The sequence below is a fragment of the Cupriavidus sp. GW821-FHT02F09 genome, from assembly GCF_059421605.1.
Window position 1 is genome coordinate 1 of record NZ_JBWKVH010000048.1, and the last position, 13,963, is coordinate 13,963.

At 66.2% G+C, this 13,963-nt stretch carries 16 protein-coding genes; 12 read left to right on the forward strand and 4 right to left on the reverse strand.

The window, feature by feature from the left end; all coding sequences use genetic code 11:
- Window positions 1-239: 239 nt before the first annotated feature.
- Window positions 240-1,016: an enoyl-CoA hydratase gene (locus AC07XB_RS32960; RefSeq protein ID WP_492831590.1), complete on the reverse strand. Its 777-nt coding sequence runs from the start codon at window positions 1,014-1,016 to the stop codon at window positions 240-242.
- Between the two features lie 206 nt (window positions 1,017-1,222).
- Between AC07XB_RS32960 and paaG the strand changes: the two genes are divergently transcribed.
- Genes paaG through paaK form a run of 3 tightly spaced genes read left to right on the forward strand, consistent with a single transcriptional unit; the run spans window position 1,223 to window position 3,893 of the window.
- A complete protein-coding gene (gene paaG / locus AC07XB_RS32965) occupies window positions 1,223-2,035 on the forward strand; it encodes a 2-(1,2-epoxy-1,2-dihydrophenyl)acetyl-CoA isomerase PaaG (protein ID WP_477134854.1) in 813 nt (270 codons plus the stop codon).
- A gap of 52 nt (window positions 2,036-2,087) precedes the next feature.
- Window positions 2,088-2,534, forward strand: a complete 447-nt coding sequence (gene paaI / locus AC07XB_RS32970) for a hydroxyphenylacetyl-CoA thioesterase PaaI (RefSeq protein ID WP_416049769.1) — start codon at window positions 2,088-2,090, stop codon at window positions 2,532-2,534.
- A gap of 57 nt (window positions 2,535-2,591) precedes the next feature.
- A complete protein-coding gene (gene paaK, locus AC07XB_RS32975; RefSeq protein WP_492831589.1) occupies window positions 2,592-3,893 on the forward strand; it encodes a phenylacetate--CoA ligase PaaK in 1,302 nt (433 codons plus the stop codon).
- A 65-nt stretch (window positions 3,894-3,958) separates the two neighbouring features.
- Here paaK and mltA read toward each other — a convergent pair whose 3' ends face one another.
- Window positions 3,959-5,137 carry a murein transglycosylase A gene (gene mltA / locus AC07XB_RS32980; RefSeq protein WP_492831588.1) on the reverse strand — a complete coding sequence of 393 codons (1,179 nt, stop codon included), beginning with the start codon at window positions 5,135-5,137 and terminating at the stop codon, window positions 3,959-3,961.
- Between the two features lie 88 nt (window positions 5,138-5,225).
- Here mltA and AC07XB_RS32985 point away from each other — a divergent pair, with 88 nt between their 5' ends.
- A complete protein-coding gene (locus AC07XB_RS32985; RefSeq protein WP_043349921.1) occupies window positions 5,226-5,453 on the forward strand; it encodes a hypothetical protein in 228 nt (75 codons plus the stop codon).
- A gap of 25 nt (window positions 5,454-5,478) precedes the next feature.
- Here the strand turns inward: AC07XB_RS32985 and apaG are convergent, their stop codons facing one another.
- A complete protein-coding gene (gene apaG / locus AC07XB_RS32990) occupies window positions 5,479-5,853 on the reverse strand; it encodes a Co2+/Mg2+ efflux facilitator ApaG/CorD (protein ID WP_006162582.1) in 375 nt (124 codons plus the stop codon).
- A gap of 166 nt (window positions 5,854-6,019) precedes the next feature.
- On the opposite strand from apaG, the gene rpe reads away from it, so the two are divergent.
- The 8 genes from rpe (at window position 6,020) to AC07XB_RS33030 (ending at window position 13,482) form a co-directional block, all read left to right on the forward strand.
- A complete protein-coding gene (gene rpe / locus AC07XB_RS32995) occupies window positions 6,020-6,730 on the forward strand; it encodes a ribulose-phosphate 3-epimerase (protein WP_492375959.1) in 711 nt (236 codons plus the stop codon).
- Window positions 6,727-7,458 (forward strand): phosphoglycolate phosphatase, encoded by a 732-nt coding sequence (gene gph / locus AC07XB_RS33000; protein ID WP_492831587.1) that lies wholly within the window; start codon window positions 6,727-6,729, stop codon window positions 7,456-7,458. The genes rpe and gph overlap by 4 nt, the downstream gene beginning before the upstream one ends.
- Window positions 7,459-7,918: 460 nt before the next feature.
- Window positions 7,919-9,436 (forward strand): anthranilate synthase component I, encoded by a 1,518-nt coding sequence (gene trpE / locus AC07XB_RS33005; RefSeq protein ID WP_492811674.1) that lies wholly within the window; start codon window positions 7,919-7,921, stop codon window positions 9,434-9,436.
- Window positions 9,437-9,460: 24 nt separating this feature from the next.
- Window positions 9,461-10,030 (forward strand): aminodeoxychorismate/anthranilate synthase component II, encoded by a 570-nt coding sequence (locus AC07XB_RS33010; protein ID WP_006162587.1) that lies wholly within the window; start codon window positions 9,461-9,463, stop codon window positions 10,028-10,030.
- 68 nt (window positions 10,031-10,098) lie between these two features.
- Window positions 10,099-11,127, forward strand: a complete 1,029-nt coding sequence (trpD, locus tag AC07XB_RS33015; RefSeq protein ID WP_006162588.1) for an anthranilate phosphoribosyltransferase — start codon at window positions 10,099-10,101, stop codon at window positions 11,125-11,127.
- A gap of 35 nt (window positions 11,128-11,162) precedes the next feature.
- The gene (trpC, locus tag AC07XB_RS33020) at window positions 11,163-11,966 is read left to right on the forward strand and encodes an indole-3-glycerol phosphate synthase TrpC (protein ID WP_492831586.1); all 804 of its coding nucleotides are present in this window, start codon (window positions 11,163-11,165) and stop codon (window positions 11,964-11,966) included.
- 19 nt (window positions 11,967-11,985) lie between these two features.
- On the forward strand, window positions 11,986-12,624 hold the full coding sequence (locus tag AC07XB_RS33025; RefSeq protein ID WP_492831585.1) for a CYTH domain-containing protein: 639 nt from the start codon (window positions 11,986-11,988) through the stop codon (window positions 12,622-12,624).
- Window positions 12,625-12,678: 54 nt separating this feature from the next.
- Window positions 12,679-13,482 carry a uracil-DNA glycosylase gene (locus tag AC07XB_RS33030; RefSeq protein ID WP_492831584.1) on the forward strand — a complete coding sequence of 268 codons (804 nt, stop codon included), beginning with the start codon at window positions 12,679-12,681 and terminating at the stop codon, window positions 13,480-13,482.
- A 34-nt stretch (window positions 13,483-13,516) separates the two neighbouring features.
- Here the strand turns inward: AC07XB_RS33030 and AC07XB_RS33035 are convergent, their stop codons facing one another.
- On the reverse strand, window positions 13,517-13,789 hold the full coding sequence (locus AC07XB_RS33035) for an acylphosphatase (protein ID WP_174428369.1): 273 nt from the start codon (window positions 13,787-13,789) through the stop codon (window positions 13,517-13,519).
- Between the last annotated feature and the right edge of the window lie 174 nt (window positions 13,790-13,963).

The following is a 13,963-nucleotide window of genomic DNA, read 5'->3' on the forward strand; positions in this document are numbered from 1 at the left end:
ACCACCCCTGCCAACCCCGCAACCCTTGTCCCGTCTGCTTTGCAGCGGTGTTTCGTGTTGCGAGGGGGCGAATCATATGCGCCTCCCCGGACCTTGGCAATCGTTTTGTCACATGAGTATGCGATGCATGCCGAAGGCGCGGGAATAACCCATTGATCTATAAAGAAAATACAGCCCGCTTAACCCGTACCGGAAGGTGAATACCCGATGAAGTTACTCGGGTATTCACCTATCAAGTTTTAGCGATGCTTGAAATCGGGCGCCCTCTTCTCCACAAAAGCCGCCATCCCTTCCTTCTGGTCTTCCGTCGCAAAGGTGGAATGGAACAAACGGCGCTCCAGGTGCACGCCCTCGGAAAGGCTGGTCTCGTAAGCCGCGTTGATCGACTCCTTGATCATCATCACCACCGGCAGCGAGAAGCCGGCAATGGTCTCGGCGGCGGCCAGCGCATCGTCGAGCAGCTTGTCGGCGGCAACCACGCGCGACACGAGGCCGGCGCGTTCAGCTTCCGCCGCATCCATCATGCGCGAAGTCAGGCACAGGTCCATGGCTTTGGCCTTGGAGACCGCGCGCGGCAGGCGTTGGGTGCCGCCGGCGCCGGGCATCGTGCCCAGCTTGACTTCGGGCTGGCCGAAGCGGGCGGTATCGGCGGCAATGATGATGTCGCACATCATCGCCAGTTCGCAGCCGCCGCCGAGCGCGTAGCCCGCCACGGCCGCGATCACCGGCTTGCGGATGCGGCGAATCGTTTCCCAGTTGCGCGTAATGTAGTCGCCCTTGTACACATCCATATAGGAGTACTTAGCCATCATGCCGATATCGGCGCCTGCGGCAAAAGCGCGGTCGCTGCCGGTGATCACGATGCTGCCGATGGCTTCATCGGCGTCGAACGCGAGCAGCGCCGCGCCCAGCTCATCCATCAGCGCATCGTTGAGCGCGTTCAGGGCCTTGGGGCGATTCAGCGTCACCAGGCCAACGCGCCCGCGCGTTTCGACCAGAATGTTCTCGTACGGCATGTGTTCTCCTCTTGGAATGGGAAGTCGGAAAGCGGAAAGTGGATCGATTCGTTACCCTGCGAGACGATACTCGCGTGTGGAAATTAGTGCTACCATTTGCCGACCGACTGGTCGGTTAATTTAAGCGGCGATCCGGATCCCCTTATATATAGGAGTGACCGCGTGCCACCGGACATAGCCTCCACTGACATGGCAGGAGACGAAAGATGCCAGATACGCCCCCGCAAGCCAGCCTGACTTCCGGCCCGATACTGCTCGCCTGGCATGGCCAGGTTGCGGTCATCACGCTGAACCGCCCCGACAAGCTCAATAGCTTTACCCGCGAAATGCACGCCGTGCTGCAGCAGGCACTCGACCATGTGGAGGCCGGCGGCGCCCGCGCCCTGCTGCTGACCGGTGCCGGGCGCGGCTTCTGCGCGGGGCAGGACCTGGCCGACCTGGATTTCACGCCCGGCGCCATGACCGACCTGGGTGAGTTGATCGATGTGTGGTTCAACCGGCTGGTCCGGCGCCTGCAAAAGCTGCCGCTGCCGGTGATTGCCGCCGTCAACGGCACGGCGGCCGGCGCGGGAGCCAACCTGGCGCTGGCTTGCGACATGGTGCTGGCGGCGCGCTCGGCCAGCTTTATCCAGGCCTTCGTCAAGATCGGGCTGGTGCCGGATTCTGGCGGCACTTGGCTGCTGCCCAAGCGCATCGGCATGGCCCGCGCCATGGGCTTGGCCATGACGGGCGACAAGCTCAGCGCCGACGAGGCCGAGAAGTGGGGGCTGATCTGGGAGGCAATGGACGATCCGCTGTTGCCCGAGCAGGCGCTGGCGCTGGCCACGCACCTGGCGGCCCAGCCGACGCGCGCCCTGGCCGCCATCAAGCAAGCCATGTACGTCGGCGCGAGCCAGGGGCTCGATGCCCAGCTCGACCTGGAACGCGACCTGCAGCGTGAGCTGGGCGCGTCGCACGACTATGCCGAGGGCGTGAACGCCTTCCTGGAAAAACGCGCACCGCGCTTCACCGGGCGATAGGATCGCCAATACCGCAGCGCGGCGCAGCCAACAGCCCGAACAGGAGACCAGCTTGACCCACAATCCCCAGGCCCTCGCGGAAAGCGCCGCCGCCAGCATGTACGAAGCCGACACCTGCAGCCGCTGGCTGGGCATCATCGTCGAGGCCGTGCGGCCCGGCTACGCGCGCTTGTCCATGCCGGTGCGCCGGGAGTTCCTCAACGGCCACGGCATCTGCCACGGCGGCCTGATGTTCACGCTGGCCGACTCGGCCTTTGCCTTCGCCTGCAACAGCCACAATATCAATACGGTGGCGGCAGGCTGCAGCATCGAGTTCCTCAAACCCGTGCAAGGCGGCGACGTGCTGACGGCAGAAGCCACGGAGCAGGTCCTGTCGGGCCGGCATGGCATCTACGATATCCGGGTGACCAACCGCGCCGGCGAGCCGGTGGCGATGTTCCGCGGCAAGTCCGCGCAGATCAAAGGGCATGTGGTCACCCCGCCGGACGCGGCGCAGTGATGCCTGGCCCGGACACATACAAATACAAGCAAACATAAGCCCCGCGCAGGAGACACCATGACGCGCCTGACAGATCTGCCGCTCGAGCCGATCGAGACCGCCAGCCGCGACGCATTGCAGGCGTTGCAACTGGAACGCCTGCAATGGTCGCTCAACCACGCCTATCAGAACTCGCCGGTCTACCGTCGCAAGTTCGATGCCGCCGGCGTTCACCCGAACCAGATCCGCACGCTGGCCGACCTCACCCGCTTCCCGTTCACCACCAAGCAGGACTTGCGCGATAGCTACCCATTCGGGATGTTCGCCGTGCCGCAGGACCGCGTGGCACGCATCCATGCCTCGTCGGGCACAACCGGCAAGCCCACGGTGGTGGGCTACACCTTGAAGGACATCGACACCTGGGCCACGGTGGTGGCGCGCTCGATCCGCGCGGCCGGCGCGCGGCGCGGCGACAAGGTGCATATCAGCTACGGCTACGGGCTCTTTACAGGCGGACTGGGCGCGCACTATGGCGTGGAAAAGGCAGGGCTCACCGCGATCCCGTTCGGTGGCGGCCAGACGGAGCGGCAAGTGCAGCTGATCCAGGACTTCAAGCCGGAAGTGATCATGGTCACGCCCAGCTACATGCTGGCCATCGCCGACGAGTTCGAGCGCCAGGGCATCGACCCGACCTCCAGTTCCCTCAAGGTCGGCATCTTCGGCGCGGAACCGTGGACGCCCGAGATGCGCCTGGCCATCGAGAAGCGCATGGGCATCTCGGCGGTGGATATCTACGGGCTGTCGGAGGTCATGGGGCCGGGCGTGGCCAGCGAGTGCGCGGAGACCAAGGATGGCCCGACCATCTGGGAGGATCATTTCTACCCGGAGGTGATCGATCCCGTCACCGGCGAGGTGCTGCCCGACGGCGAATTCGGCGAGCTGGTCTTTACGTCGCTGTCCAAGGAGGCCCTGCCGATCGTCCGTTACCGGACCCGGGATCTCACCCGGCTGCTGCCCGGCAGCGCCCGCGGCGCCTTCCGCCGCATGGAGAAGGTGACCGGCCGCACCGACGACATGATGATCATCCGGGGCGTCAACGTGTTCCCCTCGCAGATCGAGGAGTTGATCCTCAAGCACGCCGAACTGGCGCCGCATTACCAGTGCGTGCTGACCAAGGATGGCCATCTCGATGTGCTGACCGTGCGTGTGGAATGCGCACATGGCGTAGACCCGGCGGCCACGCATCAGGCCAGTGCCCAGCTGACCTACGACATCAAGGCCTTTATCGGCGTGACCGTTGGCATCGAGATCCTGCCTAGCGGCGGCGTGGAGCGTTCGGTGGGCAAGGCGCGGCGCATCGTCGACCAGCGCCCGCGCTGAAGCTTTGAAGTAGAGAGGTAGCAGCAAGGGCCGGCCAAGAAATGGCCGGCCCTTGCTTTCATGCCCTAGCTACGCGGCATCAGCACCCACATGCGCCCGCCCTGCTTCATCCGTCCGGCGGTCTCGCCAGCTGCATCGCCAGCCCCCCAGAAGAAGTCAGCCCGCACCCCGCCCTTGATGGCGGAGCCCGTATCCTGCGCAAACATCAGGCGCTGGATCGGCTCGGACGACAGCGGCCGCGTGGTCGAGAGGAAGACCGGCACGCCCAGCGGGATGGTGGCGGGATCGACCGCGATGGAGCGCTCGGCTGTCAGCGGCACGCCCAGCGCGCCGACCGGGCCATCGTTATTAGGCGGCAGCTCGCGGAAGAACACGAAGCGCGGGTTCACGTTGAGCATTTCATCCACGCGCCCCGGGTTGGCCCGCGCCCAGGCCTTGATGCCTTGCATGGTGGCCTGCGCCGGCGTGATCTCGCCGCGGTCGAGCAGCCACTTGCCAAAGGAACGGAACGGCTGGTCGTTGGTGCCGCCGAAGCCCACCCGCATGACGCTGCCGTCCTGCAGGCGGATCCGGCCAGAGCCCTGGATCTGCAGGAACGCGGCTTCCACGGGATCATCCACCCAGACCAGTTCCTGGCCGCGCAGGGCCGGGTTCTGCAGCAGTTCGCCGCGCGCCGGCAGCGCCCGGTTGCCCCATTGGGGCGGCTTGCGATACAGCGGGACCTGGTACTGTCCCTGGCGCGTGCGTGCGCCGTGCAGGATCGGCTCGTAGTAGCCGGTGATCAGCCCGCTATCGGTGCCATCGCCGTTGACCACGCGAAAGGGCTGGAAGTTGGACTCGAAGTAGGCGCGCATCGCGCCCAGGTCGCCGGCGTCGACCATCAGGCCGAGCGCGCAGACGCGGTTCCACTCGGCGCGCTTCTTCAGGGCCTGGCAACTGGCCTGCAGCGCCGGCCAGGCGGCGCGCATGTCGTCCTGGCTCCAGCCGCCGATCTCGCCCCAGCTGGCGGCTTGCAGCACGCCCTTCTGGGTGGAACCGGTCGGCGGCGCCACGGGCCGGGTGCCCGGGCCTTCGATGCGCGGCGGCGGGCCGCTCATGCAGCCGGCCAGCAGCGTGGCGGCGGCCGCAAGCCCGAGCCAGCCGAGCCGGCGGCTGCGGGCAGCGGTATCTGCCTGTCCCGACGAGATGCGGGGACACGAAAAAGGAAGTCGGAAAAGGGAATGCAGGGAATGCAGGTATGCCATCTTGATTGGGTGAAAACTCAGCGTATCGCGGCCGGACGCATCTGCCGATGGCCTACAATGCCCACCGTCGCCTCCACGTAGCCCTGTCATGAGCAAGTTCTTTGAAGCCCATCCCATGCTGCTCTTCGCCCTCGAGGCCGGACTGGCGCTCTTCCTGCTGATCTTCATCGTGGTCTGGACCATGGGCACGGCCAAGAAGAACCCGCGCCCCAGCCGCGCGCCGGACGATCATCCGTCGCGTGCGGGCCATGGAGGAAATGCGGGACAAGGCACGGCGCGTACCCAACAGGATCAGGACAGCGCTTCGGGCCAATAGGTTCCGCCGCGTTCAGTACAACGTCTCAGTGCAACATGCGCGGCAGGACCAGCGCAAACTCGGGGATCGGCACCTCGAAGCGATGGCCATCCTCGGCCACGCAGAAATACTCTCCCTTCATCGAGCCCACCGGGGTCGAGATGGTGGCCCAGCTGGTGTACTCGAAATGCTCGCCCGGCTTGAGCAGGGGCTGGTGCCCGACCACGCCAAGGCCAGCCACTTCCTGGGTGCCGTTGTCGCTATCGGTGATGACCCAGTGCCGGGAGATCAGCTGCGCAGCCACCTCGCCGGTATTGTGGATCGTGATGGTGTAGGCGAAGGCATGGCGCCCGCGCTCAGGGTCGGACTGGTCGGCCAGGTACTGGGTACGTACGGCCACGGAAAACGCGTATTCGCTCATTGTCGACACATAAGAGGCGGGATCAGGGTAGCCGCATTGTGCGGCATGGCTCCGGGGGCGGCAAGCTAAGCCGCCGCAAGCTGCCTGTCCGGTGGCAGCGGCGCCCCGCGCGGGGAGGGTAAAATACCGGCTTCCCCCTTGAAGCACCCTCCTTTCGAGCCCCGCCATGAGCACGCCCACCTACCGCATCGCCCCGTCCATCCTGTCCGCCGACTTTGCCCGCCTGGGCGAGGAAGTGCGGCGCGTGACCGCGGACGGCGCCGACTGGATCCATTTCGACGTGATGGACAACCATTACGTGCCGAACCTGACCGTGGGCCCGCTGGTGTGCGAGGCGATCCGCCCCCACGTGAGCGCCCCGATCGACGTGCACCTGATGGTGCGCCCGGTGGACCGCATCATTCCGGATTTCGCCAAGGCAGGCGCCAATATCATCACCTTCCACCCGGAAGCCAGCGAGCATATCGACCGCTCCCTGGCGCTGATCCGCGAACACGGCTGCCAGGCCGGCCTGGTGTTCAACCCGGCCACGCCGCTGCACCACCTGGACCACGTGATGGACCGCATCGACGTGATCCTGCTGATGTCGGTCAACCCCGGCTTCGGCGGCCAGTCCTTCATTCCCGAGACGCTCAACAAGCTGCGCGCAGCCCGCAAGCGCATCGACGCGTACGCCGAGCGCACCGGACGCCGCATCCTGCTGGAAGTGGACGGCGGCGTGAAGATCGACAACATCGCCGAGATCGCCGCGGCGGGAGCCGACACCTTTGTCGCCGGTTCCGCCGTGTTCAGCAAGCCGGACGCCGACGGCGGCTACAAGGGCGTGCTGTCGGCCATGCGCAGCGAGCTGGCCAAGGTCGGCAAGGCAGGCCAATGAGCTCGGTGCAGATGAAGCGCACCGACTGGCGCGGCATCCGCGGCGTCATCGTGGACCTGGACGGCACCATGGTGGACACCGCCGGCGACTTCCACGCGGCGGTCAATGCCATGCTGAAGGCGCTGGTCCACCTGCATCCGCAGCTTGGCAACGCCGCGCCGATGAGCAAGGAAGAGATCGTCAGCTTCGTCGGCAAGGGCTCGGAGAACCTGATCCGGCGCGTGCTGGATGCGCGCTTCTCGCCAGCCCACGCCAACGGCATGTTTGCCGATGCGCTGGCGCTGTACGACCGGGAATACCTGCGCATCAACGGTCAGTTCTCGCAGGTCTACCCCGGCGTCGCCGAAGGCCTGGCGGCCCTGAAGGCAGCTGGCCTTCGGATGGCCTGCGTGACCAACAAGCCACACAACTTCACCGAGCCGCTGCTGGCCAAGACCGGCCTGGGCCGGTTCTTCGAGCTGGTCTACGGCGGTGACGCCTTCGCCCTGCGCAAGCCGGATCCCCTGCCTCTCCTCAAGGTCGCCGAGGCATTCCGCCTGGAGCCGGCCGCAATGGCCGCGATCGGCGACTCGGAAAACGATGCGCAGGCGGCGCGCGCGGCGGGCATGGGAGTGCTGCTTGTGCCCTACGGCTACAACCACGGCAATCCTGTACAAGGCGTTGACGCCGATGGTATAGTCGATTCCATTGTTCGCGTTGCCGAGCTGTTGGCGGCACACCGGGCATGACCCCGGCGGCCGCAAGGCCGCCGAAGCCAAAGCACCACCCAACATCCAAACCATAAATCGCTGAACACGATTTCATGTTTCTGAACCGCAAACGCATCTCTTCTGGCAGTGATCGGCAGGCCTGGCCCTGGCGTCGCTGGCGCGCCTCCCAACAGGCGTAAAGTGCGTTCGCGAGTCTCCTGACCGCCCCTTTCCCGCATCCCCGCGATGCATTTGCACCAGGATGGGGCTGGCCAGACCGGCAGGTTGCCGGACCTTCTCTGATTTTCCAGCCGCCCGACATCCAGCCCTTGTGCCGGTGTCATCCGAACGCGCTGCACGCCCACCCCGGCCGTGCGTGGACACTCGTCCGCGCCATGGTCTCTCCGGGGCGGGTCTGACGACCTTCCAGCCCCAAGTTGCCGACATCGCGACGTGCGCCATACTGCAATGACAGGCGCCGCTGCACAAGAGGATCGACATGACCGAACTGGAATTCAAATCGCTGGCCGAGCAGGGCTACAACCGTATCCCCCTGATCGCCGAAGCCTTCGCCGACCTGGAAACGCCGCTGTCGTTGTACCTGAAGCTGGCGCAATCGCAAACGCGCGGGGTCAACACCTTCTTGCTGGAATCCGTGGTGGGCGGCGAGCGCTTTGGACGCTACTCGTTCATCGGCCTGCACGCCCGTACGCTGCTGCGCGCCTCGGGCATGCGCACCGAAGTGGTCACGGATGGCCGCGTGGTGGAAACCCACGAAGGCAACCCGCTCGACTTCATCGCCGACTTCGAGAAGCGCTTCAAGGTGGCGCTGCGCCCCGGCCTGCCGCGCTTTTGCGGCGGCCTGGCCGGCTACTTCGGCTACGACGCGGTGCGTTATATCGAGAAGAAGCTCGCCAACACGCAAAAGCCGGACGACCTGAACCTGCCCGACATCCAGCTGCTGCTGTGCGAAGAACTGGCCGTGATCGACAACCTGTCCGGCAAGCTCTACCTGATCGTCTACGCTGACCCGACCACGCCGGAAGCTTACGCCCGCGCCCGCCAGCGCCTGCGCGAGCTGCGCATGAAGCTGCGCCAGCCGGTGGACGTGCCCATCACCAGCCCCTCGGTGCAAACCGACGTCTACCGCGAATTCGACAAGGCCGACTACCTCGCCGCCGTGCACAAGGCCAAGGAATACATCATGGCTGGCGACATGATGCAGGTGCAGATCGGCCAGCGCCTGGTCAAGCCGTACCGCGACTCCCCGCTGACGCTGTACCGCGCGCTGCGCTCGCTGAACCCGTCGCCTTACATGTACTTCTACAACTTCGGCGACTTCCAGATCGTGGGCGCCTCGCCCGAGATCCTGGTGCGCCAGGAAACCCGCCGCGTGGGCAACAACGGCGACCAGCGCGAGGATCACATTGTCACCATCCGCCCGCTGGCCGGTACCCGTCCGCGCGGCAACACGCCGGAGAAGGACGCGCAACTGGCCACCGAGCTGCTCAACGACCCCAAGGAAATCGCCGAGCACGTGATGCTGATCGACCTGGCGCGCAACGACATCGGCCGCATCGCCGAGATCGGCTCGGTCAAGGTCACCGACCAGATGGTGATCGAGAAATACTCCCACGTGCAGCACATCGTCAGCTCGGTGGAAGGCACGCTCAAGCCCGGCATGAGCAACCTCGACGTGCTGCGCGCCACCTTCCCGGCCGGCACGCTGTCGGGCGCGCCCAAGGTGCACGCGATGGAGATCATCGACGAGCTGGAGCCGCGCAAGCGCGGCATCTACGGCGGCGCGGTGGGCTACCTGTCCTTCGGCGGCGAGATGGACCTGGCCATTGCGATCCGTACCGGCATCGTCAAGGACGGCAATCTCTATGTGCAGGCCGCCGCCGGCATCGTTGCGGACTCGGACCCCGAAGCCGAATGGAGGGAAACCGAAGCCAAGGCGCGTGCCGTGATCCGCGCCGCCGAGCAGGTCCAGGACGGCCTGGACTCGGATATCTAAGGTAAAGGGAACAGGGGAACCGCCATGCTGCTGATGATCGACAACTACGATTCGTTTACCTACAACATCGTGCAATATTTCGGCGAACTCGGCGCCGACGTGCGCACCTATCGCAACGACGAAATCACGCTGGAAGAGATCGAGGCGCTCAAGCCCGACCATATCTGCGTCTCGCCCGGCCCGTGCAGCCCGCGTGAAGCCGGCATTTCCGTGGCAGTGCTGCAGCACTTTGCCGGCCGCATCCCGATGCTGGGCGTGTGCCTGGGCCACCAGGCCATCGGCGAAGCCTTCGGCGGCAAGGTGATCCGCGCCAAACAGGTCATGCACGGCAAGGTCAGCCGCATCGAGACCACGCAGGAAGGCGTGTTCGCCGGCCTGCCCAAGCACTTCGACGTGACGCGCTATCATTCCCTGGCGATCGAGCGCGAGACCTTGCCGGATTGCCTGGAAGTGACGGCCTGGACACCGGATGGCGAAATCATGGGCGTGCGCCACAAGACGCTCGCCATCGAGGGGGTACAGTTCCACCCCGAGTCCATCCTGTCCGAGCATGGCCATGCCCTGCTGGCCAACTTCGTCAAGGCGCCCCGATGAGACTGCTCGATACGCCTGACGCGCCCGTCCCTGGCGCGGCCCACACCAACGCAAAGACCGAGACCGCCATGTCCATCACGCCCCAGGAAGCCCTCACCCGCTGCATCGAACACCGCGAGATCTTCCATGACGAGATGCTGCACCTGATGCGGCAGATCATGCAGGGCCAGATGTCGCCGGTGATGGCCGCGGCCATCCTGACCGGCCTGCGGGTCAAGAAGGAGACCATCGGCGAGATCTCGGCGGCGGCGCAGGTGATGCGCGAGTTCGCCAACAAGGTGCCCGTCAAGGACCGCGAGAACTTCGTCGACATCGTCGGCACCGGTGGCGACGGCTCGCACACTTTCAACATTTCCACCGCGTCGATGTTCGTGGCGTCCGCTGCCGGCGCGCGTATTGCCAAGCACGGCAACCGTGGCGTGAGCTCCAAGTCGGGTAGCGCCGACGTGCTGGAGGCGCTGGGCGTGAACATCATGCTGACACCGGAGCAGGTCGGGCACTGCATCGAGCAGACCGGCATCGGCTTCATGTTCGCCCCTACCCATCACCCGGCCATGAAGAACGTCGCCCCGATCCGCAAGGAAATGGGCGTGCGCACCATCTTCAATATCCTGGGCCCGCTGACCAACCCGGCCGACGCGCCCAATATCCTGATGGGCGTGTTCCACCCCGACCTGGTCGGCATCCAGGTACGCGTGATGCAGCGCCTGGGCGCGCGCCATGCGCTGGTGGTCTACGGCAAGGACGGCATGGATGAGGTCTCGCTGGGCGCCGCCACGCTGGTGGGCGAACTCAAGGACGGCGAAGTGCGCGAGTACGAAGTCCACCCCGAGGATTTCGGCCTGCAGATGATCTCTAACCGCGGCTTGAAGGTGGCCGATGCCACCGAGTCCAAGGAAATGCTGCTGGAAGCGCTCACCGATGTGCCCGGCACCCCGCGCGAAATCGTCACGCTCAACGCCGGCACGGCGCTGTACGCGGCCAATGTGGCCAGCTCGATCGAGGACGGTATCCAGCGCGCGCGCGAGGCCATCGCCAGCGGCGCGGCGCGCGAGAAGCTCGACCAGTTCGTGCGCGCCACGCAGCAGTTCAAGTAAGCCAGAGCCATCCAGCCCCGCGAGAGAATTACCGTATGTCCGATATCCTGCAGAAAATCCTGGCCGTGAAGGCCGATGAAGTGAACGCGGCGCGCAAGAAGCGCGACCTGCCCAGCCTGCGTGCCGAGGCCGAGAGCCTGCGCGCCGAGCCGGGCCTGGCGCCGCGTGGCTTCGAACGCGCGCTGCGCGAGAAGATCGCCGCCGGCAACGCCGGGGTGATCGCCGAGGTGAAGAAGGCCTCGCCCTCCAAGGGCGTGCTGCGCGCGAACTTCGTGCCGGAGGCCATTGCCGAGAGCTACGCCACGCATGGCGCGGCCTGCCTTTCCGTCCTGACGGACGTGAACTTCTTCCAGGGCCACGCCGAATTCCTCAAGCGCGCCCGCGGCGCCTGCCCGTTGCCGGCCTTGCGCAAGGACTTCATGATCGACCTGTACCAGGTCTATGAAGCGCGCTGCTGGGGCGCTGACGCCATCCTGCTGATCGTGTCCGCGCTGGACCCGGGCCTGATGGCCGAACTGGAAGCCTGCGCGCATGAGCTGGGCATGGACGTGCTGGTGGAAGTGCACGGCGGCGAAGAGCTCGACGCCGCGCTGCGCCTGAAAACGCCGCTGCTGGGTGTGAACAACCGCAACCTGCGGACCTTCGAGGTGTCGCTCGACAACACGCTGGACCTGCTGCCGCGCATTCCCGAGGACCGCCTGGTGGTGACCGAATCCGGCATCATCGGCCCTGACGACGTGCTCCGCATGCGTGACGCCAATGTGCACGCCTTCCTGGTGGGCGAGGCCTTCATGCGCGCGCCCGACCCGGGTGTCGAGCTGGCCCGCCTGTTCGCCTGAACGGAAACATAAAATCACAATGGCCCAGGAAATCGAACTCAAGCTGGCGGTGCCAGATGGTGCCATGCCGGCGCTGGCGGCCTGGCTGGATGCACAAGGACAGGCGCGCGGCGAGCATACGCTGCTCAACGTCTACCTTGACACGCCCGCGCGCGACCTCGCCAGCGCCCGTGCCGCCCTGCGGCTGCGCCGCCGCGGCGAGCAATGGCTGCAGACGCTGAAAACCGCCGGCAAGAGCGAAGCCGGGCTGGCCGCCCGCCACGAATGGGAAACCAAGGTGGCGGCAGAAGCCATCGAGCTGGACGCCTTCCCGCCCGAGGCCCGTGCCCTGCTGGCGCCACTGGCCGCCACCCTGGCGCCGGTGTTCCGCACCGATTTCTCCCGGCGCACCTGGCTGGTAGAACAAGACGGGGTGCGCATCGAGGCCGCGCTCGACGTCGGGACGATTTCAGCGCCGGGAAGCTCCGCACGCGAGGCGATCCAGGAACTGGAACTCGAGTGGCTGCCTGGCGCCGCCGGCCATCCCACGCAAACACAGGCGGAAGCCGCACTGCGTGCGCTGGCGCTGCGCCTGCAGCACGTTGCGCCCCTCAAGCCGTCCGACCAGAGCAAGGCCGCGCGCGGCTATCGGCTCGCCGCCGGTGCCGGCCGCGCCTGAGCTGGCGCGCCTGCGCCCTCTCGCCCCTCCAAAAAAACCAGGTACTCCTCCCGCATGACCAAGCACAACAGCGCACAGGCCGACCTGTTCACAGCCCCGGCCGCTGCCGCAGCCGAAATAGAAAACGCCACCGTGCCTGCCCCTGCCGCCGCCAGCCTGTCGGAGCAAGCCGCGGCGCTGCCAGCGGCCTGGCGCGCATTGCTGGCCCCCTGCATGAACACCGCAGGCTGGCAGGAGCTGGCCGCCTTCGTCGACGGCGAGCGCGCCAGCGGCAAGCCGGTCTTTCCGCATGACGTGTTCCACGCCTTGCACCTGACGCCGCCTGAGACCGTCAAGGTGGTCATCCTTGGTCAGGACCCGTATCACGGTACCGGCGTGGTCAACGGCAGCGAGATTCCGCAGGCGCATGGCCTGGCCTTCTCGGTGCCGGACGGCGTGCGCGTGCCGCCCAGCCTGCGCAACATCTTCAAGGAAATCGCCGCGGAGTATGAAGGCGGCGCCGTGCCAGCCTCCGGCAATCTCGAAGGCTGGGCGCGCCAGGGCGTGCTGCTGCTCAACACCGTGCTGACGGTGGAGCAAGGCCAGGCCGCCAGCCACGCCAAGCGCGGCTGGGAAGCGGTGACCGACTGCCTGATCCAGGCCTTGTCCGCCGCACGCCCCCACCTGGTCTTCCTGCTGTGGGGCAGCCACGCGCAAGCCAAGAAGCCCTTGCTGGCCGGCACGCACTGCGTGCTGGAAGCGCCGCATCCGTCACCGCTGTCGGCACACCGGGGGTTCCTGGGCTGCGGGCACTTCCGGCTGGCCAACGATTGGCTGCAACAGCACGGCGCCGCGTCGGTGGACTGGCGCGCCACCTGAGCCGGCGGGCAGCCGCCCGCCCGCCGGGCAAGTCTCAAGCGGTCGGCAGGCAGTCGAAATCCTCAAACTCACCTGCGCCGGGCAACGCCACTAGCGCGTTGACCTGCGCGTCCGGCGGCCCGCGCCGCATCCAGTTGCAAAGGGCCTCCAGCCGATCCGGCGGCCCATAGGCCATGACCTCGACCGAGCCATCGTGCCGGTTACGCACCCAGCCGTTGATGCCGAGCGCCCCGGCCTGCCCCGCGCAGGCCACGCGGTAGCCCACGCCCTGCACCCTCCCCTTGACCACGATGTGCCATGTTTCCATCTGGCTTCCCCTTGCCGCGCGCGAGCGCTGAAACATCCGTTGAAACGGTTACGACACGCATAACAGGTAAACTAGACCGCCATGCAAAGCGTTACCAGTAAGGGCAGGCCAACACAGGTAACGTCCGCAGCACAACGACGCGCAAAGCGCGCCCTGTCGACAACCCGAAGAGCC